The sequence below is a fragment of the Salinivibrio sp. ML290 genome (assembly GCF_001995695.1).
In the GTDB taxonomy this organism is placed as follows: domain Bacteria; phylum Pseudomonadota; class Gammaproteobacteria; order Enterobacterales; family Vibrionaceae; genus Salinivibrio; species Salinivibrio siamensis.
In genome coordinates this window covers 39301-64602 of the sequence record NZ_MUEY01000011.1, presented here as the reverse complement: position 1 = coordinate 64602, position 25302 = coordinate 39301, and the positions used below count along the sequence as shown (strand labels likewise).

Here is a 25302-nt window from a genome sequence, read left to right as displayed (position 1 = left end):
GATTAAATTTTCTCTAGCACTGAGTCAGTCAGTTGGTAAATGTCGCCCGTATGAGGACAGGTAGTTTGCGCATTGCCAGTCAGCGGCAAGTCAAGTTGCTCACCATATTCACTCATCCAACCGATTTTCTTGGCGGGTACACCCACCATTAACGCATAAGCCTGCACGTCTTTATTGATCACCGCACCGGCGCCAATAAACGCAAATTTACCCACATTCACGCCACACACAATGGTGCAGTTAGCGCCCAGTGTGGCGCCTTTTCTTACCCAGGTATCTTTGTATTGATCTTTGCGCTCAATAAGCGAACGAGGGTTATAGACATTGGTGAACACCATGCTCGGGCCACAAAACACACCCTCTTCTAAATGCACATTGTCATACACAGACACATTGTTTTGTACTTTGCAGTTGTCCGCGATAGTGACTTTGTTGCCGACAAAGACATTTTGACCCAGCGAGACACCTTTGCCTATCTTGGCACCACTGCAAACGTGAGCAAAATGCCACACGCGTGAGCCACTTCCAATTTGGGCGCCCTCATCAACAATGGCGCTTTCATGCTTAAAATAATCCATGGTGCTATCTACCTTAATTGGCGTCTCACTGGTTAAGAATTAAAGACGTAAATCTGATTCACCGAGAGGCAGTACGTGTTTAACATCGTAAAGCACATGATCCGGTTTCCCTAAAGCGCGCAATTTAGCCTCACCCATCAGTTTCATTTCAGCGTGATCGACGGCTAAAATAATTGCGTCATAGGTACCTGGAGATAGATGGCTAATAAGCTCAATGCCGTACTCGTCTTTCACCTCGGTTGGATTGGCCCAGCTGTCGTAGACATCAACGCCCATATTGAAATCTTTGAGCTCACTGATGATGTCGACAATCTTGGTATTACGCACATCGGGACAATTGCCTTTGAAGGTGATCCCCATGACTAACACACGTGCTTCATCGATATGGATTTTGCGACGTGATAAGGCTTTAACTAACTGGGTCGCTACATATTCTCCCATGCCATCGTTAATCCGACGCCCAGCGAGAATAACTTCTGGCCTATAGCCTGTTTCTTGCGCTTTGTATGTGAGGTAGTAAGGGTCAACACTGATACAATGGCCGCCGACTAGGCCCGGCTTAAACGGTAGGAAGTTCCACTTAGTTCCTGCTGCTTTTAATACTTCTTCAGTATCGATCTTCAATTTATTAAAAATCTTGGCAAATTCGTTGATCACGGCAATATTCAAATCACGCTGCGTGTTTTCAATCACTTTGGCCGCTTCAGCCACTTTTATCGACGAGGCTTGATGGGTGCCGGCAGTAATAATTTGACGATACACCGTGTCGATAAACTCAGCGACTTCAGGGGTAGAGCCTGAGGTTATCTTGACAATCGTCGGCAGGCGATTCACTTTGTCACCTGGGTTAATGCGCTCAGGGCTGTAACCTGCAAAAAAGTCTTGATTAAATACCAGCCCTGAGTGTTTCTCTATGATTGGGATACACACTTCTTCTGTGGCCCCAGGATAAACTGTCGATTCAAAGACGACGGTATCACCCTTGCTGATCACATTCGCTAACGCTTTTGAGGCTTTTTTTAGTGGCGTGAGGTCCGGCGTTTTCTCTTCTGTAATGGGCGTGGGGACAGTGACGATATAAAAGTTGCAGCTAGCGATATCTGTTAGCTGGCTTGTGTAAGTAAGAGATTTTGCTTGTACCAACTCCTCATCGGTACATTCTTTTGTCGAATCATGTCCGGCCAATAGCTCTTTTACGCGCTCTTCTTTTACATCGTAGCCAATGGTTGGGAAGCACTTACCGAATTCAACGGCCAACGGCAAACCAACATATCCTAGCCCTATGATGCCAAACTTCACATCTTGTAGGTTCATCTTTTTAACCTTAGTACTATTATAAATTCAGTGGTAGGCCAACGGTCGACTTATCACGGCCAGAGCGATAAATGGCAGTCAATAGCTCAAGCGATTTGAGCCCTTCTCGGCCATCAGTTTCTGCTTCAGCACGGCCTTTTAAGGTATCAGCGACGTTTTGAAAATAAGGTGGATGGCCAAAGCCATATACAGAGCTGGTTTGGTAGTTCGCTTGCTCAATTTCGGCATCGTAGTCTTTAGCCTCTTCAAACTGCCATTCTTGAATGTCGTTAATCGCAACACCACCAATGCGCACCGTGCCTTTTTCGCCCAATATCGTGATTGAACCTTCTAGATTTTTAGGAAAGGTGCACATAGTTACGGCCATTGAGCCGAGCGCGCCGTTACGCCACTTGATGTTAACTACGCCCGTGTCTTCTACTTCGATATCTCGGTGCGTTGAGAGCATTGCATGCACTTCTTCCACCGAACCGACTAACCAATGCAATAAGTCAACGTAATGTGTCGCTTGGTTCATAAAGGCCCCGCCGTCCATATGCCAGGTGCCTGACCACTTGGCGCGATCGTAGTATTCTTGCGGGCGTGTCCAGAAGACGTTGAGATGCACCATATGAATGGGGCCAAAACGTTTCTCGTCGATAGCACGTTTTAGTAGCTGCAACGTCGAATTACGACGGTTCTGCTTCACCACAAAAAGCTGCACGCCAGCCTCTTCACAAGCTTTTGTCATGGCCAGACCGTCTTCCCATTTGGTTGCCATGGGCTTTTCGGTTACCACGTTTATACCTGCTTTTGCAGCCTTAATAGTGTGTGCTGCGTGAATACCCGATGGTGTACAAAGCGTAACAAGATCAAGGCTTTCATTTTCAAGCAGTTCATCAAACGACAAATAACCGGGCACTTGGTATTTCTCTTGGTGTTCAGCCAAAACACTCGAATTGTTATCACATATCGCCACTAGCTCGTATTCGTCGCTTAGGCGCTCAATCGAGCCAAAATGATTTTTCGAAATTCGGCCACAGCCAACAACGGCAATGCGGATTTTTTTGTCTGCGGGTATCTTATCCATTATTCTTCCCTAAAAAATAATATTCGTTTAGACGATAGCTTACTCACTGACACGGTAAACACCCCCACTCCGGATAGTGCTGGCGGATATACGCATTCAAGGCTTTTTCTGCTTCGGTGTATGTGCGTGTGGTCTGCTCGTCATTTTGATTGACGCTTTTGACCATGCCGGCGCCGACAGTAAGATTGCTGTGGCGATCAATTAATACAAAGGCACCGGTTTTGGGTAAGAACTGATAGCTGTCTAGCGGCGTGCTCTCAGTGAGTGTAAAGTCCGCAACGCAGATTTCGTTTAACGCGAGGCTTTCGCTATTTGGCGCTTGGGTTTCGAGCGTATTCACATCAATCTTGTGCTGAATGTCGGTGATCTTGCCTGTGGCCATATGGGTGGCAAACTTTACCCATACATCCTTATGGGTACGCAGCGGCGCTTCGTCCATCCATACTACATGCGCGCTAAACTGGTTAGTCACTGTGGGTTCGTGGCCGGTATGTACCAACATATCGCCGCGTGAGATATCAATCTCATCCTCAAGCGTTAAGGTAATGGCGTTATCGGGGTAAGCGCAGTCTAATTCACCATCGTAGGTATAAATAGAGGCAACCACCGATTGTTTGCCGGATGGCAGCACGGTTACATTGTCGCCAACACGCACAGTGCCTGAGGTTAAGGTACCACAGTAACCACGGAAGTTAAGGTTAGGCCGGTTAACATATTGCACCGGAAAGCGCATATGTTCGGTATCCTTGTCTTGCGCGACTTTCACTGTCTCCAGCAACTTCATCAAGGTGGCACCGGGGTACCAGTCCATTTGCTCACTGGGGGTCACCACGTTGTCGCCTTTCAAGGCGGAAATGGGCACAAAGCGAATGTCATCAATCGCAAAGTGTTTCGCCATATCACGGTAATCGGCTTTAATTTGCTGATACACGGCTTGGTCGTAATCCACCAGGTCCATTTTATTCACCGCGACAATGATGTGCTTGATACCCAGCAAGCTACAGATATAACTGTGGCGTCGGGTCTGGGTTTGAATGCCATGGCGGGCATCGACCATGACAATCGCTAATTCACACGTCGACGCGCCAGTGACCATGTTGCGGGTATACTGCTCGTGCCCTGGCGTATCAGCAATGATGAACTTGCGTTTGTCCGTTGAAAAGTAGCGGTAGGCAACATCAATGGTAATGCCCTGCTCTCGCTCTGATTGCAAACCATCAACCAGCAAGGCCAAGTCAAACGCTTCATCGGTGGTGTTGAACTTTTGCGAGTCTTTTTCAATCGCCGCCATCTGATCTTCATAAATCAGCTTGCTGTCATACAGCAACCGACCAATCAGAGTAGATTTACCATCATCGACGCTGCCGCAGGTTAAAAAGCGCAGTAAATCCTTGTTTTCATGCACCTGCAAATAGGCTTCAATATCTTTGGCGATTAAATCTGAAGAGTGTGACATGGGTTATTGCTTCCTGTAATACTGATTCAGCGTGTCGATGAAAAGGGTTAACTCTGATTTGGATAACTGATTAATCCCGGCCGCGGCTTTGCGGCCACCGCCGGTGGGGAATTGCCCACAAACCTCATCGGCACCATGGCGCTGATTGAGCGGGGCGCGCACGCTTACTGTGTAATCTTGTTCGTTCGAGTTAAGTGTTAATACCGCATGAGCTTTTTCGGGCGCTTGATTGGCCAATTGATTGCCGAACACGCCACTGATGCGTCTCGCCCACGCCGCATTCGGTAAACAGTAAATGGTGCTTTCTGTCGATGTGTGCTCGGGGGCCACCGCCTGAGCCTTGGCCATATCATCGGCGTACCCGCGTTGTAGTTGATAATAAGGCGACGTGCGATCGGCTTGTAACGCAAACGGTGAGTTATAAGCCATTAACGCATGATACAAATCCGCGGGCGCAAAGTGTAAATCATCGACGCTGGCGCCGTACCCATTGTAATTAATCAATACCCCCAGCTCATTTAAAAATGCTTGTTGGTCGGCCGCGATACCGTGTTTCTCACATAAGGCATCGGCTGCAGCAACCATGTTATCGCCATACGCCGCTGCTATCGCCCAAGCCACATAGCGCTCACCAAGGTGCTGGTTAATCAACAAACTGGTACAAGTGTTGGCATCGGTATTGATAAGTGCAGTGAAGTTATCGGCGACGAGCACTTCTCCGGTACGATGGTGATCGCAATAGAAAACGGGGATATCACGCTTAATTAACGTTTCAAGGGCGGTTTTATTCTTATCCATCGAGATATCAAGCACAGTGACACTCGAGACATCAGTTTGTTGCGCGACCTGATCAAGCAATTGTATATCGCGTTTAACACCCGTGACGAGCGTACTTGCCTGCGGTGCGGTCTTTTGTAATTGCGACGCCTTTCGCAACTGCAACAACGCTAGAATGCCGTCGGCATCACCATTAAACACATCGTAATGCATGGCTTAGTTGGCTCCCTGTGGTGCTCGAATAAACCCATGAGTGTCGAGATAGCTCACCACCTGCTGGGCACAGGTTTCAATATCGGCTTGGTCGGTGTGCAAATGTATCTCAGGCGCGTTGGGCGGCTCATAGGCCGAATCAATACCGGTAAAATCAGGAATGTCTCCTGCACGTGCTTTTTTATACAAGCCTTTCGGATCTCGGGCTTCACACACGGCAAGCGGCGTGTCGACAAACACTTCAATAAAAGCGGCCTCCCCAATACGAGCGCGCACTTTTTCCCTATCGGCCCGAAACGGCGAGATAAAGGCAGTGAGCACAATCACCCCGGCATCAACAAATAAGTTAGCGACTTCGCCAATACGACGGATGTTTTCTTCTCGGTCTGCAGCGCTAAAACCTAAGTCTTGGTTGAGGCCATGGCGCATGTTGTCGCCATCCAGCAGATAGCTGTGCGCACCTGCGGTCAATAATTGATGCTCAACGGCATTGGCGATAGTGGATTTCCCCGAACCACTGAGCCCGGTAAACCAAAGCACTACAGGGGTTTGTTGTTTTTGTTTCGCCCGCGCTTGTGCGGTCACACTGCTGTTATGCCAGGTTATATTGGTAGCTGGCGTCGACGTTGTTGTCATAGCACTCACACAGAATCAAAAGGAAATACAATCGGAATTAATACGGTCACGATCGCGATATACACAAGCGTAACTGGCCAACCCACACGGATAAAGTCGGCGGGTCGATACTCTCCCGCGCTCATCACCATTAAGTTGGTTTGATAGCCAAAGGGGCTGATAAAACACGCACTCGCGCCATACGCAACTGCCATCACCCAAGGCATGGCATTCAGTTGCAACCCATCGGCAATACTGAGCGCAATAGGCACCATCAAAGCGGCCGCGGCGGTGTTGGTCATGGTCTCGGTGAGCAGTACCGTTAACAGTATTAAGCCCAATAACACCGCGACTGTCGGCACACCGTTAATATGAGACAAAAAGGATTGTGTCACAGACTGTGCCAAGCCGCTGCTTTGTACCGCCGAGGCAAGCGATAAGGCACTGACTAAAATCGTTAATAGCTCAAACGGAAAGCGGCGGCGTAACTGACTACTATCGGCAACTTTGCTCCCTACCATCAATACCAGGTATAACGTCAGGCTTTCTATTAGGCTCATGATGCCCAACGCACCTAACGCAATCGCCGCGAGAAAGCCAGCGATGGCGGCTGTGTTTTGCATCACAGAGAGTGGCTGAAAGGTTTTGTAGTCTGATAACAAAAAGAAGTTGCGGCTGATGTTCTGTCGCCGCTCAAAGTCGGGCCCGACCGCCAGCATCAGCTTGTCGCCACTTTGAATCGGGTTATTACCCAACTTACCACTGACGGTTTTCCCTTCTCGTGATAAACCAATCACCGCCGCATCAAACCGAGCACGAAAACCGACTTGTTTGAGTGTTTTGCCGATTAATATTGATTCAGGACTGACTAAAACTTCACGCAGGTTAGTGGCGGGCAAGTCGCCCTTGTTAAAGGTGTTTAGCCCTGATAACGCGGTAATTTGATGCACACGGCGTACATCTCCACAAAAAAGTAATTTGTCATCAGCTTGGATAACATCATTGGGTTTAACCGGGGAAATTAAGCTATCCCCTCTCACGATTTCAGCGAGAAACAAACCATCAAGTGCACGTAACCCGTTTTTGATGACTGTTTTCCCAATCAACGGGCTGCTGGGCGCCACAGCCGCCTCGATAAAATACTGACTCTCGAGTGACTCGTCAGTGGTTTGTTGTGGCAACCAACGGCTTACTATCATTACAACAGCGCCACAGCCCGCGACAAGTGCCGCACCAATCGGTAGAAAATCCAACATCGCGATAGCTGGGCCACCTTGGGCGGTGATTAAGCCGCTGACCACCAAGTTGGTACTGGTGCCTATCAAGGTTAAGGTGCCGCCTAAAATGGAAAAATACGATAGCGGGATCAATAAACGCTGTGGCGCATGCAGTTGCGACTTCATTACCGCCCGCATCATGGTGGCTACCACCGCCGTGTTATTCAGCATCGACGAAGCAATCGCGCTTAACGCGCCYATTTTCAATAAACTCGGCAGATACTTGGTGTGGGATATATGTTTTGCCAAAAAACTCAGCAACACGGTGCGCTCTAACACGATGGCGGCGAGCAGCAACAAAATCAGGGTAACAATCCCCGAGTTAGTCACATGGCTCAGTACCGTCTGGGTGTCGATCTCGCCGCCGACTAACAAGACAGCAGTCGCGGCGACAAAAATATGGCTTACTCGTTGCTTGGTGGCCACCAGCGCCGTAATCAGCCCCACCAATACGGTGGCTGTTAATAACATCAACTGGGCCTTTTAGAAGTAGCCTTCGCGCTTCTTTTTCTCCATCGAGCCGGCGCTGTCATGGTCAATGGTCCGCCCTTGGCGCTCAGACGTGGTAGTAAGCAGCATTTCTTGGATCACTTCGGTCAAGGTGGTTGCTTCTGACTCCACAGCACCAGTCAATGGATAACAACCTAGCGTTCTAAACCGTACCATTTTGTGCTCAGGCACTTCCCCCTCTTCAAGTGGCATCCGCTCATCATCGACCATAATCAACGTGCCGTCTCGTTCTACGACAGGGCGCGGCTTGGACAAATACAAACCTGGGATCTCGATGTTTTCCAGGTAGATATATTGCCAGATATCAAGCTCCGTCCAATTTGATAACGGGAAGACTCGAATGCTCTCGCCCTTTTTCACTTTGCCGTTATAAATAGTCCAAAGCTCGGGGCGCTGATTTTTTGGGTCCCAGCGGTGATGCTCATCACGGAAGGAATAAACACGCTCTTTGGCTCGTGACTTTTCTTCATCGCGGCGAGCGCCACCAAACGCTGCATCGAAGCCATGTTGATCAAGTGCCTGCTTTAACCCCTGGGTTTTCATAATATCGGTGTGCACTGAGCTGCCATGCGTGAACGGGCTGATGTTCATCGCCAGTCCTTCTGGATTTTGGTGCACAATCAACCTCATGCCCGCTTGCTCAGCCATTTTATCGCGAAACTGATACATCTCTTGGAATTTCCAAGTGGTATCTACATGCATTAAAGGAAAAGGGGGCACCCCTGGCGCAAAGGCTTTTTTCGCCAAGTGCAACATTACAGAAGAATCTTTGCCCACGGAATACAGCATCACTGGGTTATCAAACTCCGCCGCTACTTCGCGCATAATATGAATGGCTTCGGCTTCAAGTTGTTTAAGATGCGTCATTTTTTCTGGTGATACAGGCATGGTGTTTCCTTAACCCTATATAATACAGCTGCTCATGGCGAACACTTTTTATACCGCATTTACCCACGCTACCGCCATGAGGTGTCGCTCCCCCTGTGCGCATAGCTAACCTTTAAAACTCACTACGCGTTGCGTGATAAGTCAATACTTCGCGATTGAGTTTACTTGCTTACGCAATTCTGCAAAAGGGTTAGTCACTAAAAGTCGACGTCGCACAAGCGGTATGGTCGGTTTTTAGACATTAATTTAATTCCTTGAGCTTAGCACCTAGTGCCTGTTGTGTTTCCGGCTCCCCGTGAACTAACTGGATCTGATTTGGCGGTGGTTGGATGCCTTGCACAAAGCTCACTAAATCGTTTTGGTCAGCGTGGGCGGAGTAACCGGAAATTGTGTGGATTTGCGCGTTAACCGTGACTGGCGTGTTCTCTATCCACACCTGTTGGTTGCCTTGCTGAATATCGCGGCCAAGGGTGTGTTGGGCTTGGTAGCCAGCAAAAATCACATCAGTGCGTTTGTCTTCAAGTAACGCGGCAAGGTAGTTCATGATACGCCCACCTTGGCACATGCCGGAGGCGGCGACCACTATGGCCGGCTCGCCGGTTTGTTTTAGGCGATTGACCAGCGCCATGTGCTGGCTATGTTCATCAATGGTAATACATTGCTCAAACGCTAACGGATGACGGTGTTGGTTCAGCTTGGTTTTGGCCTCTTTGCTCCACAGCTTTTTAAACTGGCGATAGTGACGCGTCACCTTTTGCGCCATGGGAGAGTCGAGAATGATAGGGAGCGTATCATCAAGCTGCTTTTGGTGAATCAGCTGCTCAATATCAAACAATAGCTCTTGGGTGCGACCGACACTGAACGCGGGGATCAATATCGCGCCACCGTCTTCGAGTGACCGTTGAATAATCGCCTCGAGCCGCTGGGCGCGCGTGGCGACGGACTCATGGGTTTTATCGCCGTAGGTGGATTCTAAAAACAAGATATCGGCACGGCTTGGCGGAGCTGGATCGGGCAACAATGGCGTATTACTAGGCCCTAAATCCCCCGAGAACACTACGCGCTGCTCGTCGGGCAGTTTTAATTCAACATAGGCTGAGCCCAAAATATGCCCGGCGGGTTGCAAGCGCAAGTAGGTCGCTGGCTGCCCTTTTTGCTTGGGCTTTAGCCGGTGCCAGCTGTTGTAAGGCAATGTCACTGTTAACTGGCGGATACGTTCGAGTACCCGCTGACGATGAGCATAATCCATATTAAGTTGCAATTTTAAGGTGTCATCAATCAATAGCGGCACCAATGCAGCGGTGGCTTCGGTGCAATAAATGGGGCCATTAAAGCCAGCCGCCAATAGCCAAGGCAGCAAACCGCAGTGGTCGATATGGGCATGCGTGAGGACCAGCGCGTCAATGCGTTTGCCGTTAAAGTTTACCCTCGCCTCTCGCGTTTCATCTCCTTGGTATTGGCCGCAATCAATCAGCAAGCGTAAGTCGCTTGGTTTTATATCCACTTGGTGACACGAGCCAGTCACGGTTTGATAGCCACCATGGTGGATGACGGTGAGGGTGTCGGTATTGATTGAAGTTTTTAGTGAAGTGTTGGGCATGGTAGCGTCCTAGGGAAAAGATTACGGAATACGGGAAAAGAGCAGACTGTCTTTAATCTCTTATCATCTTATTCATCATCTGTTCTATCAACGGGCTTGGGTGGCCATTGTCGTCGGTGAGAAAATAGGTATGACCCCAGTGGGGATCGAAGTGATCGTTAAAGGCATCGCAGTCGGTTACCGTCACTTTGTTGGCGGGAAGCGCGTCAAGAATTTCAGGGCCGGTCATGCCTAATCGCCGGGTGACGGTGCGGTGACGTACGTTCACCACTTTTGAGGCGGCCATGGCTAAATCGTCGGCGGCATAGTAAATATGCACTTGTTTGGCGGCATCGAGGACGGCTCTCCCTGGCTGGTGCGGCTCTAGCGCTTGGTTATCAACATCGGCGGCCATCATAAAGATATGCCGAAACCATTGTGGCATGGTGTCGAGTCCAGCATGTTGGTGCCAATGGTGAAAGGTGCTGATGAGCGTGCGGTTACCCATGGAGTGCGCGAGTAGGTTCATGCGCCGTTTGCACGGTTCAGTTTGTTGCTCAGGGGCGCGACGCCAGTCATCAAACATCGCGAGTAAACGACTAAACGCCAAGCCTGACGCGGTGGCAGCAAGTTGATCATCCCAGTAATCATCAATAACACCGAGCTGGCCATCTTCATCACAAGGCCAGATAATCGGTACCACCAGTATGGCGTTGGGTGACAGGCGATCACATTGATGTTGTAAGGTCTGTGCCATCGGGAAAATATGGCTTTCCATTTGGTTGTTATAACCATGGAGCAAAAAGAGTATCTGGGTATGCGTGGGCAAGGCTTTCAGTTTGGCCATAAACGGCGCTGCGGTGATCTCTTGGTATTCACCCTGCCCGGCGCGTTGGCAAAAATACACCCACTTTGAGATATCAGTATTTTGGTTATCGAAGCTTAGCCAGCGGCCAGCCTCACTGTGCGAGCCTTGTTCGGGTATACGACTAGTAATAAATAACATGGCATCATCCAGCAGTTATGAATATGCGGGTGAGGATAAGCGAGGTAGATAGTTGCGTTGTATGGTGTTAAGAGGATTTTGCGAGGGAGAAGACGAAAAGCAAGAGAGTTCCTAGGGCCTAGGATCCTAGGCCCTCGCTCTTCTCTCAATCCGCGCCAAACAAGTCGCGGGTGTAGACTTTGCTTTCTACATCGCGGATCTCGTCAACCATACGGTTGGCGACAATCACATCGGCGCGCTGTTTAAAGGTATCCAAGTCTTTGATCACGTCTGAGTTAAAGAAGGTGTCTTCTTCAAGCACGGGCTCGTACACTACCACTTCAATGCCTTTGGCTTTAATCCGCTTCATGATCCCTTGGATGGCTGAGGCGCGGAAGTTATCGGATCCGGCTTTCATCACCAAGCGGTAGACGCCCACCACTTTGGGTTTGCGTTTGATGATCGCATTAGCAATAAAGTCTTTGCGGGTGGTGTTGGCATCAACAATGGCTTGAATAATGTTGTTGGGCACATCTTGATAGTTGGCCAACAATTGACGGGTGTCTTTCGGTAGGCAATAACCGCCATAACCGAACGAGGGATTATTGTAGTGGTCGCCAATGCGTGGGTCCAATCCTACTCCCTCAATAATCTGGCGCGAATCCAAACCATGAGATTCAGCGTAGCTATCCAGCTCATTAAAGTATGCCACGCGCATTGCCAGGTAGGTGTTGGAGAACAGCTTTACCGCTTCAGCTTCGGTGGAGTGGGTAAACAAGACCGAGATGCCCGATTTCACTGCGCCTTGTTGCAACAAGGTGGCAAATTGGCGCGCGCGCTCGGATTGCTCGCCGACAATAATGCGTGACGGGTACAAGTTATCGTAAAGCGCTTTACCTTCGCGCAAAAACTCAGGCGAGAAGAGGATATTCTCACAGCCCATTTGCTGCTTGATTTTTTCCGTGTAACCCACAGGCACCGTCGATTTGATCACCATCACCGCCTCTGGGTTAATCGCCATCACATCTTTAATCACCGCCTCGACTGAACGGGTATTAAAGTAGTTGGTCTCGGGATCGTAATCGGTGGGGGTGGCAATCACCACAAAATCCGCGCCTTGGTAGGCCTGCTCTTTGTCTAGAGTAGCGATAAAGTTCAGTGATTTTTCGCCGAGAAATTGCTCTATTTCAGCATCGACAATCGGTGATTGCTGATTGTTAAGCAAGTGAACCTTTTCTTCCACAATGTCGAGTGCAACCACTTCGTTATGTTGCGCCAGTAGCATGGCATTCGACAGACCTACGTAACCTGTACCGACAACTGCGATTTTCATCGTTTTTCCCTTGTTGATAATGCTGGTAAGATACTACAGAACATGAGTACACGTGTATATCCAAAACCAGTACTGACGGGTCTCTGCCTTTGAAAACGTTAGGCCTGTTTTGGATGACCTCTGTACTCAATAAATACAGACAGCGAGTGTGAATAAACGTGCTTCTTCCTATCGTAGATTTGTTTTTTCTTTTCTTCTTTGCTTTTTGCTCACTTTTCATTGTTCGGAAAGGAGCAAAACTAGTGGGACTTGTCGATCATCCCTTAGGGCGAAAGCAGCATCAAGATGTTACTCCGTTAGCAGGAGGTATAGCCTTATGCATCACCCTACTCTACTTGCTTTTTCACAACCCAAACCTTCTCGACAACAGCTCTTTGTATGCCATATGTATTGTTCTCTTAACAACCGTTGGCGCAATTGATGATAAGTACGATGTTCACTACACTGTTCGTTTCGCGATACAAGCAATTTTATCTATCGCCATGATGACACTGGGGAACATTGAGCTTAGTAACCTCGGCAATATTTTTGGGTGGGGTGATATTCACCTTGGGGGCTGGGGATACGTCATTACCACTATTGCGGTTATAGCTGCTATAAATGCTTTTAATATGGTGGATGGTATTGATGGGTTACTGGGTTGCTTGTCTATTGTAACATTCGGAAGTTTGGCCTGGATTTTGAATAGTGACGGGCAACAAACACTGGCTTATTTCTGTTTAGCCTTAGTTGTCGCAATTCTTCCTTACATTTTGCTTAATTTAGGCGTTTTAGGGCGAAAGAGAAAGGTGTTTATGGGGGATGCAGGCAGTATGCTAGTGGGGTTTACCGTTGTTTGGGTACTATTACTCTCTAGTCAGAACGGTAAAACACCTCCCTTACAGCCAGTCACAGCACTATGGCTTATTGCTATCCCCCTAATGGATATGGTCACATTGACCATTAGACGTATTCAACGTGGTGACTCGCCATTCAAACCAGATAGAGAGCACCTACATCATTTATTTCAAAATCTAGGGTTATCTCCGAGACAAACACTAATTGCTATAATCGCAATCGCTGTATGCTTTGCTGGAGTAGGGATTTATGCGGAACTAAAAGGTGTTCCAGATTATCTGATGCTTTATGTTTACATTGCACTCTTTATTGCTTATTACTTATTGGTTTGTTTAATCAATAAAAAGACGATACCGCGATAATACCAGCATAGATTCAATAGACTAATTTAATAGCCAAATTATTAGCACTAAAAAGACAGGCTCTTAAAATCCTGTCTTTTTATTCATGCGCACTCATTATTGCGGCTGATTTTTCTCTTCAAGAATATCAATTCTCGCTGACTTCACTGCCGGTTTTGATTTAATTTCTGCCAATATCGTCACTATATCGGCTTGTCCACTGGCATTTAGTTGTCCAAGCTTGGTGGTCTCATCAAAGTAGGTCACATTCAAGTTAAGCGACTCAGCCAACTCATAGATGGTGCCTTTCTCTAGTAGTACGGTAATGTTTCCTGTCACTTTACCTAGTGTGCGAGTCACCTCATTGTAAACCTGGTCACCTGCTTTCAATGCATTACTGTCTAGGTTTACGCCTTTATAACCATGGAGTTCAGAGATTTCAGTTAAGGTCACAGGCCCATCGACTTGCGCAGCTAAAGCTTGTTCAGCATTGAACTCTTTAGTATCTACTTCTATGGGCTTTGAGCTATTGCTGTCTACCATCGTTGTGCTACTCCCAGCTAAGGCGACTTGAGTCAATAACGTACCAGCAACAAAGGCTACTATCATCTTGTTTTCCATTTAAAACTCCTTTTTAACTCTACTTTTAACTTTCGCTTTGTTGCTTAATGCCCATAAACGCGGACTTGAGCCTTAGTCAGTTGACTTTCCACTTGGTTGTTTAGTATCTCACCAAAGTCAGCACGGTTGGTGTCAACAATATTCACTGTCCACTCCCCTTGCACTTTTTCACCAAGAAATGCATTGACCAACATGGGTCCACTTACGTGATACGCATAGCCTGGCGCTGAATCATTGCCCAATCCTTGATACACACCTAGTGATGTCCTCGAGGTAGCAAGAACAGCCTCGGTTCCTTCAGGCGAGATAACTTTAATAGCGAGATCGGAGGCAGCAGTGCTTCCAGTTAAGTCACCGCTACCAACCTTAAATAAATCACTATTTTCGATGTTGAAGCCAAATTGCATCCCTTCAAGAGTCAAGTTACTGTCAATCTCATGGCCTAGCTTAAAGCTAAATGCTGCGCCTTGCGCATCAGCATCTGGGATCACTACAGGGGTGTTGGTTGGCGTAATGTCAATCCAATCGGTTTTGATCAGTGGCGGTAGTGTTAACCCCTGCTGTGCCAACGCAACAGCTTTACCGGCATTCACGCGACCAAATCCATATTTATTGTTAAACGAATAGCCCGCTACATTTTCAACCCAGCCTAAATGCGTGGTCACGCCATTGCTCTGTTTGTCGATACTGTTCTGACTTTCAATATTATTTGTTAAGTGACTACCTACTAACAGCGTAACAGGCTCGTCATTAGGATCGACTTTATCAGCCGTTTTAGCAAGAATATAACGAATTTCACGCCAGCTTAGATTTGGGTTTGCCTCAGCGATAAGCGCCGTCACACCAGTGACATTGGGAGCTGCGGATGAGGTGCCATTAAAGGTATTGGTGTAGTTACAATTTGGGTTTGCGTCTTGATTCAGGTCTGTGCCTGGCGTGTTAAATGGCCAAACCCGTTGATAAAAGTCTTCTACACCTAACATTGCCAAAAAAATCCCCGTTGTGGCTTCAAATTGATCCACTGCCGCTTGGCTGGCATAGCCTCTCTCGCATGACATCTGATCGGTAGTTACCATGGCAGGGTTTTCAGTTCCATCTTCGCCTGCGGGCGCTGATACCCAAAGGCTTGATCCTGCAGTGGAGTAGCTAGACCTGTGCCCATCAGTATTAACTGCACCGATGGTTAGGGTATAAAAACTGGCATTGGCCGGGTCCCAGTTACTGTCATAACAGCTGAATACACGCGACTGGCTGGGGTTAATGCCAGCTTGGGCTAGGTCGCATAACGTATTTCCCTCTTGCCAACTCCTGCTAGAAATAAAAGAGTTACCCGCAGACTTTATATTGAGTGCTCCTAGTCCCCGTCGCAAGTTTTCTGTCGGGTATTGGAATAGCACCTCATCCACATCGGTCGTAGCAACAAAAATCGGCGCGGAAATCCCATAACTACGATTGAAGGCAACGAGGTTTTCACTAGGATTAATGCCCGATCCTTCCAAGCCATAACTCGCAAATAGTGACTGTTGATCCTGGGACTCAAGATAGTTCAAACCAATCAACCCAGCGTCAGACGCCACTCCACGCCCACCTAACCCATTCCATCCTGTGGCCGCAATGAGCCCAGCTACCGAGGTACCATGATCGCCCCCAGTACCAGTTAATGTTGGATCACTCGAACCATCTACAAAGTTAATTGAGCGGTTAGGGAGTACATTGTCTACGAGGTCTTCGTGATGAATCGCCATGCCTGAGTCAACCACGACCGTGATGGTGCCTTCACCAGTAATGCCGTGTTTATAAGCGCCCAGCACATTCATATCTTCTCCTGGGACAAGGATACTTTCATCACGTTGATGTTGCAGCTTCGCTGCTTCCTCACTCATACCTTGTGCAACGCGAAGATCGACCAAAGCCTGATAAGTTTGCTCGTTCATCGCGTAACCCGTTTGACCGGTGTTGCTCAAGTGCCACTGCTCGGCAGCCAAAGGATCAGACTCAAGCACGCCTGTTACCGTGATAGCTCCCGACGTACGTGAGACACCATCAGATACTATGTATTCGAAGCTGCGATTAGCTCCAGCGCGAGTCGGTATATAATACACAGCACGATTTGCAAGATCACTGACGACTAGACCATGAGACAGTAAGAATTCATTTGATTTAGGTTTAGGAACCTCAACACCCTTTTCCCTAATAGAAAGCTGAAGATCCTGAGTAGAAAAATGATCATCAATAATATTGACCGACTCGCCCAAAAACTGTCTGTTAGCCATTATAACAGTATTCTTTTTATCGACAATTTCGACCGAGCTACTCCCATCATTACTAGAGCCATCATTACACCCTGCGAGTGCTGCCGACACGAACACCGCGGTCATCGTTCGCTTTAAACTTGAAGCTAACATTGTTCAATCCTTTGACTAAATGAATATTCTATGAGGGAGAGAACAAATTACCCACCTAGCATTCCATATGCAACACAAATATCACAAGCCACAGCGCGAGTAGGAACTATGGTAATCCCCTATTTTGACAGAACATATCAAATGGGAGTGCTTTATATGTATTAGAATACGCTGTTCGAAGCTAGAGAAATCATCAAGAGCTAGGTTAAGAAATACAACAATGACAGACCAAACGAGCCTCTATAAATCAACGCTTTCGGAGAGTGTTGCTAAGCATGAGAGCAAACAAAGATGTTTAACCTAGACGGATGTTAGAATAGGAGGGATGACATAAAGCTTTCGCCGCTACGGGTAAGCTTTATTTCCATAATGGGACTTTGGTAGCTTAAGAATGAACCATTTTTCGTGACACTTCGCTAGACTGCACTTGGAAAAGCCATATGTGACACGAGATAGAAAAGCGATGTATCCTTAAGCGCAATCAACGACATGACTTAAGAACAATTCATATAACTAGAACTTGCCATACGACCTCGAAAAGCACTTGGGGTAATCTTTGAGCCTTCGAGCTTTTTTTGAATAATGGCGGTGAGAGAGGGATTCGAACCCTCGATACGTTGCCGTATACACGCTTTCCAGGCGTGCTCCTTCAGCCACTCGGACACCTCACCATATTGTGTGTTACGCGAGCTATTTATTGTGGGTGATTGACTTACCCGCTGTCGCGTTAACGGGGCGTACTATAGAGAGTTGCCGCTTTGCGGTCAAGCGGTTGGTGATGGCTTTAGGTTTAAATGGCTATTCCATCACCAAAAGCATCACTATGTCTGGAAAAACTGAGTTAAACACCCCAACTGAGTCGTCAACGTGTTGAGCTGCGATTGGTGTGCGATGGAAGCAACCACACCTGAAAGCTGTTAAACTCTTGCCATAGACCAAAATGTAGATAAGAGTGTTATGACATTATCAGATTTTCTCTCCCAACATACCGATAGCAGCCAGCTACTTAATGACATGCAAACCCGTGGTGTGGTCACCGCGATGGCGGCCGCTCCTCATGTTATTAGCCCTAGCGAGTGGCTTCCTGTGATGTGGGGTGGCGAGGAACAAGCGCCGTTTGAGAGCCATGAGCAGTTTGAGCAGTACGCCAATCTGATTGTGGATATTTGGAATGAACAGCGCCAACAGTTGTTGGAGAAAACTTGGCAATGGCCGGAAGGCTGTTTGCTGGATGACGCTGAAATTGTCAACCAAGCGACGCGCGATTTCGCCGAGGGGTTGTTACAAGGCTGGAGCCTAACCCGTGATGACTGGGAAACGCTGATGCCGGAAAACACTGATGGTAATGCCCTACTCGGTGGCGTAGTGCTGTCTATTAGCTTGCTTTACGACCCAGAAACCGCGCTTTCCACCATGGAAGCGCAAGGCGCGGAAGAGCTGGCACAGTTTGAGGAAATCTTTAACGCCATGCCTACCATGTTGTGTGGTTTAAGCCTCCACGGCGCGGCGTTGGCGGAAGATCAGGAAGGGGCATAAAAGCAGGGGCCTAGGTCCTAGGCCCTATGAACTTCTTTACCCCTTCATTTCAGCGGCAAAGTTAAGCATGCGGTTGAGCGGGATTAACGCTTTTTCGCGCACCTTGTCGTCAACGTGGATTTCATGCTCTTCACCGCCGTTTTCAAGTGCGCTCTCTATCGCTTTGAGGCCATTCATCGCCATCCATGGGCAGTGGGCGCAGCTGCGACAGGTCGCGCCCGCGCCGGCGGTTGGGGCTTCGACAAGCTCTTTTTCCGGCACCATTTGCTGCATCTTATAAAAAATGCCTTTATCGGTAGCGACAATCAGCTTTTCGTTCGGCAGCGTTTGTGCCGCTTTAATCAGCTGGCTGGTTGAGCCGACGGCATCCGCCATTTTGACCACACTGGCTGGCGATTCTGGGTGAACGAGAATCGCGGCATCAGGATAAAGATGCTTCATTTTCTCCAGCGCTTGGGCTGAAAACTCATCATGCACCACGCATTCACCTTGCCATAGCAGCATATCCGCGCCGGTTTCTTTCTCAATATAGGCACCAAGGTGGCGATCGGGGCCCCAGATAATCGGCTTATCTTGGCTGTCTAGGTGCTCGACAATCTCCAGCGCAATGCTCGACGTCACCACCCAATCAGCACGCGCTTTGACGGCGGCTGAGGTGTTGGCGTATACCACCACGGTATGATCCGGATAGGCATCACAAAACGCGGTAAATTCGTCCGCTGGGCAGCCTAAGTCTAACGAGCACTCCGCGTTTAGTGTCGGCATTAGCACGGTTTTTTCTGGGGTGAGAATTTTGGCGGTTTCCCCCATAAAGCGTACACCAGCGACAATCAAGGTACTTGCTGAGTGTTGGTTGCCAAAGCGAGCCATTTCCAACGAATCAGCGACACATCCGCCGGTTTCTTCGGCAAGGGCTTGGATCTCTGGATCCGTGTAATAGTGAGCAACAAGTACCGCGTCTTTTTCTTCTAACAATTGTTTGATGCGCGCAACGTGTTGTTTTTTCTCAGTGTCAGTCAATGCCACAGGTTTCGGCGGAAAGGGGTAGACCCTTTGCGACGTTTCAATCACTTGGCTCATGGGATTACTCATGCTTACTTCCAGTCCGGAACTTCCATTCCGAGTAGTATAACGTGAGTGGGGGGAGAAACAAATTAGCACGAGGATCAGATAAGCGCCATGGCACGGGATCAATACCTCACCGGCGTTAAAGTACGCGTAGGTCGGACAAGCGCCGGGACGATGTCAACCTTAAGCCTCGGTGTAACTCGCGCGCCCGTTGCACGGCGCCTCCGACATCAAAGCGAAAAATTAACGCCAATCGTGATAGGCGCCCATTGGCAATGTGCGCCTATCCAACATCTCGCAGGGGCTTGTGTCACCTACGCCAATGGCATCATCGAAATTAAGTTTTAACGCGCCGTGTGTCATCGTCGCCAATGGAACCACCGTCGCCGATGGCACCATCGTCCTACATCGCATTTTTGGCTTGTTTGGCGCTGGTTGAGTCTGGGTAGGTATCAATCACTTGTTGGAAGTATTGATTGGCTTGGTCGCCGTTACCTTGTTTTTGTGCAATCAGACCCAGTTTAAGCAAGGCATCAGGACGTTTATTGGAGTCTTCAAACTCACTCACTGCCGTGAATTCTTGGCTAGCTTGTTCAAACTTACGTTTGGAAAAATAGAGCTGGCCGAGCCAATAGTGGGCATTAGCGGTGTATACCGATTCTGGGTATGTTGAAAGGAACGCTTTAAATGCCTTGGTTGCGCCTTGGTAATCTTTCTCTTTTAAGATCAGGTTGACTGCGGCTTCATAGGCTGCATTCTCGGTTTGATCGGCAGTGAAGTTAACCGCTGGCTTATCTTCTGGCGCTTTCTCTGGCTCTGCGGGGGCCGATTGCTTGGCTGTTCTTAGGGTGTCGATTTCTCGATATAGGTCACGTTGACGTTCAACCATTTGTTGAATGTCATAGCTGTTACGCTCAACGTTGCCGCGTAAATTGCTCAGCTCTTGCGCCATTTGGTCAAGCTGGCGCTGCATATCCAGCTGCATTTGGTTACGTGCTTGGAGCATGCGCTCTAAACGATCGACGGCGGTGCCGCCCGCCCCTACTTCTGTCACCGGAGCAGGTGTGGCAGCCACGGGGGCTGCCACACTCACCAGTAACGCCAGCGCGAGGGTTCGCACAGAGTTACTGTTCATTGTCATATCCTTTATCCATTACCAAAAGGCTGGATTAGTATACCAATACCGCACGACGGTTTTTGGCGTAAGCTTCTTCGCTTTGGCCAAGCACCAACGGTTTTTCTTCACCGTAGCTCACGATAGAGATCTGGCTCGCCGGTACGCCCAGCGCTTGTAGGTACTTAGAAACCGCTTCGGCACGACGCTCGCCCAGTGCGATGTTGTACTCAGGGGTACCGCGCTCGTCAGCGTGACCTTCTACGACCACTTCCATCGCTGGGTTAGCACGCAGGTAAGTGGCGTGGGCATCCAGCATGTCTTCGTATTGTGGCAGTACTGATGAGTCGTCAAAGTTGAAGTAAACGGTTTGCGACTGACGCAGTTCTTGGTTACGAATTTGTTGCTCTGTCATTGAGCCTTGGCCGTCAACAGGAGAAACAACCGTGGTGCCGTTTTGGTTGGTTGATTGGCCAGAACCACTGCCTGTTGAGCTATCGTGTGAGCTACACGCAGCCAGAGTAAACATCGGCAGTGCCACCGCCAGACCTTTCAGTACTTTATTGATTTGCATTCTATTTTCCTTTTCTAGAAAGTTAGCGCACGTTGTTTAAAATTAAAAAACTACAGGTAAGGTGACCAGGCTGGTGCACGCACGCGCCCGTTGGTTGCCGGTAACCGCGCTTTAAAGCGGCCGTCTACAGAGACGAGTGACAACACATTCTTACGTCCATATACCGAGCTGTAAATCACCATGCTGCCATTTGGCGCAATGCTTGGCGACTCATCCAACAAGGTTTTGGTTAGGATTTGCACCGCCCCGCTGTTTAAGTCTTGCTTTGCAATGTTATAGCCAGACGATGATTGATTTACCATAATCAAGTGACGGCCATCCGGTGTCAGTTGCCCACCCATGTTCTGATTGCCTTGCCACGTGATCCGTCGGCTAGTTCCGTCGTCTAAATTTACGCGATAAATCTGTGGTTTGCCACCCCGGTCAGAGGTATAGATGAGCGAGTTACCATCAGGATCCCAAAATGGCTCGGTGCTATTGGCACGGCCGTGGGTAATTTGCGTCAATTTTTTGCTGTTCAAATCGAAGGTATACACCTGCAAGCTACCGGTTTTGGAGAGTACCAAGGCTAACTTGCTGCCATCAGGAGAAAACTGTGGCGATCCATTGTGACGAGGATATGACGCAATTTTCTCGCGCTGGCCGGTATAAATGTTCATGATGAAGATTTCTGCCTGACCATTTTCGAAGCTGACATAGGCGAGCTGTCGGCCATCCGGTGACCAAGACGGCGACATCAATGGCTGTTTGGAACGCAGGATCAAGCGCTCGTTATAGCCGTCATAGTCTGACAAACGCAGCTGGTAGGGGTAGTCGTTTTCTTTATCAATCACCACATAAGCGATACGCGTTAAGAACGCGCCCTTTTCGCCGGTGAGCTGCTCATAAACAATATTGGAAATACGGTGCGCATAGCGGCGCAAGTCGCTCTCTTTGACCGTGGCGCGGTTATTCACGAGTAAGTGATCATCGGTTTGTACCAACTCACCATCGGCGCCTAGGCCTTTGCTGTCTCCGCCGGTGAGTTGCCCTCGAACGATATCAATCAGCTGATAGTCAATTTGATAGCGGCCGTCCGAAGTCGGAGTAATGGTGCCTGTGACCACCGCATCCACCCCCAGCGAGGTCCAAGCGTTGTAATCTACATCCGCATCACTATATGGGGTTTGCGGCATGTCACTGACCGCCAGCGGGTTGAACTTACCGCTGCGGCGTAAATCGGAGCCGACTACGCCGGAAATATCTTCCGGCAATTCGCCTTGTCCCTTCCATTGAAACGGGATCACGCCAATCGGGCGCGCGGTATTCACCCCTTCGGTGATCACCAATTTCAGCGCGGCATGTGCCGGTTGAGTCAGTATCGACAGACAGGCTAAAAGCATCACAACCGCGGCGATACGCCATGTTCGCAAACGATCCTGACTCTTGCTTGTCACACTGCTTGTGCCACCGCAGGGGCTCACTTCCATCATGTTTGGTATCCTGTCGTTTAGTTAGGTCTAACGGTCAACTCAATATCACGTAGTTTGGCAATAATGTCGCCATCTTCCGGCATTGGAAACTGAGACACAGACGCCACCGCGGTTTTTGTCGCGCGACACAGCCGCGTATTGCCTGCCTTTTCTTCCACATTAAGCAACAGGCCGGTCGGTGACAAGCGCATATTCACCACGCACTCTTGGCCACTTAAGCCATCATCGACGATGAGCCGTTGCTGGATCATTTGTGTAAAAATGGCGCCGTACCGCGCCACTTCATCTTGAATAAATTGCCCGCGCGCGGTTTGCCGTTGGCTGGCTTCCGACTCGAGGCCCGAGAACAAATCGTTCAGCGCCGCCTCTTGCTCTTGTTGTCGTCGCTTCGCCTCCTGGGCTTTTCGCTCTGCCTCTTGGCGCGCTTGTTCGGCTTTACGTGCCTCTTCTTCTGCTTTTTTACGCTCGGCAAGCTTGCGCTGTCGCTCGGCTTCGGCTTTTTTCGCTTCCTCCTCGGCTTTACGTTGCGCGGCAAGCTTTTCTTGCCGTGCTTTTTCCGCTTTCTCCGCCGCGAGTTCCGCTTTGCGCTTCTCTTCTAATTTACGCTGACGTTCGCGTTCGGCCTGTTCGGCCTGTTGCTTAGCAATACGCGCTTGCTCTTGCGCTTTGGCCTTTTGCTCGGCAATTCGCTTTTGCTCTTCACGTGCTTGGCGCTCGGCTTCTAGCTTTTGTCGTTTTACCTCGCGAAGGCGCTGCTCCTCTTGCTCACGTTGTTGCTCAAGGCGTTTCGCTTGCTGCTCTAACCGTTTGAGTCGCTCCGCTTCTTCGCGTTTAGCCTGATCGCGTTGCTCGCGAATTTTCTTCGCCTGCGCATTCACTACCGCCGGATCAATGACAGTGGCATCAATCGCGCGACCCGCTTTAGGGGTTGGCGTTGAGTCAGAACTAAAGTCTGCCCCCCATAACAGCACAATCACTAAGACCAGGTGCAACACGGCAGATATTGCCAGCGCGGGCATCAGCGAGTCTTTGCCCTGCGTTTTGTGGGTTGGTTTATCGCTTGGCTCGTTCATCACCCTCACCTACGACTCGTAAGGCTCTGTCATTAAGCCCACCGACGACACGCCAGCTTGGTTTAATGCATCAAGCGTCAGGATGATGTCTGAATAAGGCACCCGGCCATCGCCGCCCACCAGCACCGGTGATTTGGGGTTCAGCTGCAGCTCAGCTTTGACGCGTACTAGAATTTCTTCCAAGCTCAAACCGCGGGTCATATCGCCATTATTGACACTGAGCCCTAATTGCCCGTCTTTATCCACTTCCACAATGATAAAGGCGCCGCTGTCTTCCTCTTCTGCCAGCTCTGCGGCGGTTTTCGCTTGTGCCGTTTGTGGCAGATCGACATCCACTCCCTGGGTCACAAATGGGGCGGTCACCATAAAGATAATCAGCAGTACCAGCATCACATCAATGTACGGGACAACATTGATTTCCGCCGTCATCTTGCGCCGTTTAGGTTGATACGCCATGGATCACTCCTGGGTTGCCGCAAACGCTTGACGATGAAGAATGCTAGAGAACTCTTCCATAAAGTTCATGTAGTTATGCTCGAGCTTACTGACTTTGGCGGTCAAGCGGTTGTACGCCATGACCGCTGGGATCGCAGCGAACAGACCCATGGCTGTCGCCACCAAGGCTTCAGCAATCCCGGGGGCGACCATGGCCAACGTCGCCTGCTTTACCGCGCCTAGGGCGATAAAGGCATGCATGATCCCCCATACGGTACCAAACAGGCCAATGTAAGGGCTGATCGACCCCACCGTCGCCAAAAATGGCAGATGGGTTTCCAGCTCTTCCACTTGTTTTGATAACGACACGCGCATCGCCCGCGAAGTCCCTTCCATCACGGCGTCGGGCACTTTGTCGTTGCTGCGATGCAAACGCGCGAATTCTTTAAAGCCGGCGTAAAAAATCTTCTCGCTACCCGTCAAATTGTCTTTGCGCGCTTGCACTTCTTGGAATAGTTGAGAGAGATCGATCCCAGACCAAAATCTGTCTTCAAACCGTTCAGCTTTGCTAAACGCGTGCTGCATGACCTTGGAGCGCTTGATGATCATCGCCCAAGATACCACTGACATACCCAGTAATATCAGCATCACTACCTTGACAAGCAAGCTTGCTTGCAAAAACAGGTCGAGAATGGAAAGTTCAGCGGTCACGTCATCATCTCCGATTTAATCTGTGTTGGAATCGATTTGGGTTTCATGGTTGTTGGGTCGACACAGGCTATCTTAACCGTCGCCGCACACAATGCTTTTTGATCAAAATTCACCAAGCTTTGACAAAAGGTCATGCTGGCGCGCCCCATGGCTGACACTGTGGTGACAACCTCCAGTGCATCATCAAGCCGTGCACCGCGGTGAAAGTCAATATCCATATGGCGCACAACAAAGGCGGTGCGATCGGCAAAGAGCGCTTGTTGATTGACACCGATCTCACGCAACAGTTCAGTGCGTGCCCGCTCAAAGTAATTGAGATAATTGGCGTGGTAAACCACTCCCCCGGCGTCTGTGTCTTCATAGTACACACGAATCGGCCAGCGAAACGGCGTTGATTCTGTCATGTCTTTACCCATGATCGGTTTACGATAGGCAATTACTATACCTAAGTTGTGGATGTATAGAAATGCTGAGACAGCGCGGCTGGCGCATTGGTCGCCCATCAAGCCGTCGAGAAGTGA

Annotated in this window: 23 protein-coding genes and 1 tRNA gene; 2 read left to right on the top strand and 22 right to left on the bottom strand. The window is 49.2% G+C overall.

Annotated features, from left to right (window positions below; genetic code table 11):
- Positions 1-2 precede the first annotated feature (2 nt).
- The 11 genes from BZG23_RS11215 to BZG23_RS11165 all read right to left on the bottom strand — a co-directional run bounded on the left by BZG23_RS11215 (position 3) and on the right by BZG23_RS11165 (position 12594).
- A complete protein-coding gene (locus tag BZG23_RS11215) occupies positions 3-578 on the bottom strand; it encodes an acyltransferase (RefSeq protein WP_077606968.1) in 576 nt (191 codons plus the stop codon).
- A 39-nt stretch (positions 579-617) separates the two neighbouring features.
- Entirely contained in the window at positions 618-1892 is a 1275-nt protein-coding gene (tviB, locus tag BZG23_RS11210; RefSeq protein ID WP_077606967.1) for a Vi polysaccharide biosynthesis UDP-N-acetylglucosamine C-6 dehydrogenase TviB, read from the bottom strand.
- 19 nt (positions 1893-1911) lie between these two features.
- A complete protein-coding gene (locus BZG23_RS11205) occupies positions 1912-2961 on the bottom strand; it encodes a Gfo/Idh/MocA family protein (protein WP_077606966.1) in 1050 nt (349 codons plus the stop codon).
- A 43-nt stretch (positions 2962-3004) separates the two neighbouring features.
- Positions 3005-4417 carry a sulfate adenylyltransferase subunit CysN gene (cysN, locus tag BZG23_RS11200; protein ID WP_077606965.1) on the bottom strand — a complete coding sequence of 471 codons (1413 nt, stop codon included), beginning with the start codon at positions 4415-4417 and terminating at the stop codon, positions 3005-3007.
- Positions 4418-4420: 3 nt separating this feature from the next.
- Positions 4421-5407 carry an acetyltransferase gene (locus tag BZG23_RS11195; protein ID WP_077606964.1) on the bottom strand — a complete coding sequence of 329 codons (987 nt, stop codon included), beginning with the start codon at positions 5405-5407 and terminating at the stop codon, positions 4421-4423.
- 3 nt (positions 5408-5410) lie between these two features.
- Positions 5411-6043 carry an adenylyl-sulfate kinase gene (gene cysC, locus BZG23_RS11190; RefSeq protein ID WP_077606963.1) on the bottom strand — a complete coding sequence of 211 codons (633 nt, stop codon included), beginning with the start codon at positions 6041-6043 and terminating at the stop codon, positions 5411-5413.
- Positions 6044-6048: 5 nt separating this feature from the next.
- Positions 6049-7770 carry an SLC13 family permease gene (locus BZG23_RS11185; protein ID WP_077606962.1) on the bottom strand — a complete coding sequence of 574 codons (1722 nt, stop codon included), beginning with the start codon at positions 7768-7770 and terminating at the stop codon, positions 6049-6051.
- A 12-nt stretch (positions 7771-7782) separates the two neighbouring features.
- Positions 7783-8697 (bottom strand): sulfate adenylyltransferase subunit CysD, encoded by a 915-nt coding sequence (gene cysD, locus BZG23_RS11180; RefSeq protein WP_077606961.1) that lies wholly within the window; start codon positions 8695-8697, stop codon positions 7783-7785.
- Positions 8698-8938: 241 nt separating this feature from the next.
- On the bottom strand, positions 8939-10297 hold the full coding sequence (locus BZG23_RS11175; protein WP_077606960.1) for an MBL fold metallo-hydrolase RNA specificity domain-containing protein: 1359 nt from the start codon (positions 10295-10297) through the stop codon (positions 8939-8941).
- Between the two features lie 52 nt (positions 10298-10349).
- On the bottom strand, positions 10350-11282 hold the full coding sequence (locus tag BZG23_RS11170) for an alpha/beta hydrolase (protein ID WP_077606959.1): 933 nt from the start codon (positions 11280-11282) through the stop codon (positions 10350-10352).
- A 145-nt stretch (positions 11283-11427) separates the two neighbouring features.
- Complete coding sequence (locus BZG23_RS11165) at positions 11428-12594, bottom strand: nucleotide sugar dehydrogenase (RefSeq protein WP_077606958.1); 1167 nt, start codon at positions 12592-12594, stop codon at positions 11428-11430.
- Between the two features lie 158 nt (positions 12595-12752).
- On the opposite strand from BZG23_RS11165, the gene wecA reads away from it, so the two are divergent.
- Entirely contained in the window at positions 12753-13793 is a 1041-nt protein-coding gene (gene wecA / locus BZG23_RS11160) for a UDP-N-acetylglucosamine--undecaprenyl-phosphate N-acetylglucosaminephosphotransferase (RefSeq protein WP_077606957.1), read from the top strand.
- A gap of 96 nt (positions 13794-13889) precedes the next feature.
- Here the strand turns inward: wecA and BZG23_RS11155 are convergent, their stop codons facing one another.
- From BZG23_RS11155 to BZG23_RS11145, 3 genes are all read right to left on the bottom strand, one after another.
- On the bottom strand, positions 13890-14393 hold the full coding sequence (locus BZG23_RS11155; RefSeq protein ID WP_077606956.1) for a hypothetical protein: 504 nt from the start codon (positions 14391-14393) through the stop codon (positions 13890-13892).
- 44 nt (positions 14394-14437) lie between these two features.
- Positions 14438-16798 carry a S8 family peptidase gene (locus tag BZG23_RS11150; RefSeq protein ID WP_077606955.1) on the bottom strand — a complete coding sequence of 787 codons (2361 nt, stop codon included), beginning with the start codon at positions 16796-16798 and terminating at the stop codon, positions 14438-14440.
- Positions 16799-17381: 583 nt separating this feature from the next.
- Positions 17382-17469, bottom strand: a tRNA-Ser gene (locus BZG23_RS11145).
- 286 nt (positions 17470-17755) lie between these two features.
- Here BZG23_RS11145 and BZG23_RS11140 point away from each other — a divergent pair.
- On the top strand, positions 17756-18334 hold the full coding sequence (locus tag BZG23_RS11140) for a UPF0149 family protein (protein ID WP_077606954.1): 579 nt from the start codon (positions 17756-17758) through the stop codon (positions 18332-18334).
- 36 nt (positions 18335-18370) lie between these two features.
- On the opposite strand, the gene nadA is transcribed toward BZG23_RS11140, so the two are convergent.
- The 8 genes from nadA to ybgC all read right to left on the bottom strand — a co-directional run bounded on the left by nadA (position 18371) and on the right by ybgC (position 25185).
- Complete coding sequence (nadA, locus tag BZG23_RS11135) at positions 18371-19414, bottom strand: quinolinate synthase NadA (RefSeq protein ID WP_077606953.1); 1044 nt, start codon at positions 19412-19414, stop codon at positions 18371-18373.
- A gap of 391 nt (positions 19415-19805) precedes the next feature.
- Positions 19806-20537 carry a tol-pal system protein YbgF gene (gene ybgF, locus BZG23_RS11130; RefSeq protein ID WP_077578113.1) on the bottom strand — a complete coding sequence of 244 codons (732 nt, stop codon included), beginning with the start codon at positions 20535-20537 and terminating at the stop codon, positions 19806-19808.
- Positions 20538-20571: 34 nt separating this feature from the next.
- On the bottom strand, positions 20572-21090 hold the full coding sequence (gene pal, locus BZG23_RS11125; protein WP_069361240.1) for a peptidoglycan-associated lipoprotein Pal: 519 nt from the start codon (positions 21088-21090) through the stop codon (positions 20572-20574).
- Positions 21091-21140: 50 nt separating this feature from the next.
- Positions 21141-22472, bottom strand: a complete 1332-nt coding sequence (gene tolB, locus BZG23_RS11120; protein ID WP_077578154.1) for a Tol-Pal system beta propeller repeat protein TolB — start codon at positions 22470-22472, stop codon at positions 21141-21143.
- A gap of 107 nt (positions 22473-22579) precedes the next feature.
- Positions 22580-23635 carry a cell envelope integrity protein TolA gene (gene tolA, locus BZG23_RS11115; RefSeq protein WP_443216287.1) on the bottom strand — a complete coding sequence of 352 codons (1056 nt, stop codon included), beginning with the start codon at positions 23633-23635 and terminating at the stop codon, positions 22580-22582.
- Positions 23636-23644: 9 nt separating this feature from the next.
- Positions 23645-24091, bottom strand: coding sequence for a protein TolR (gene tolR, locus BZG23_RS11110; protein ID WP_077606952.1), 447 nt, complete (start codon positions 24089-24091; stop codon positions 23645-23647).
- Between the two features lie 3 nt (positions 24092-24094).
- On the bottom strand, positions 24095-24781 hold the full coding sequence (gene tolQ / locus BZG23_RS11105; protein WP_077606951.1) for a protein TolQ: 687 nt from the start codon (positions 24779-24781) through the stop codon (positions 24095-24097).
- A complete protein-coding gene (gene ybgC, locus BZG23_RS11100; protein ID WP_077607014.1) occupies positions 24778-25185 on the bottom strand; it encodes a tol-pal system-associated acyl-CoA thioesterase in 408 nt (135 codons plus the stop codon). Before ybgC ends, tolQ begins: the two co-directional genes overlap by 4 nt.
- Between the last annotated feature and the right edge of the window lie 117 nt (positions 25186-25302).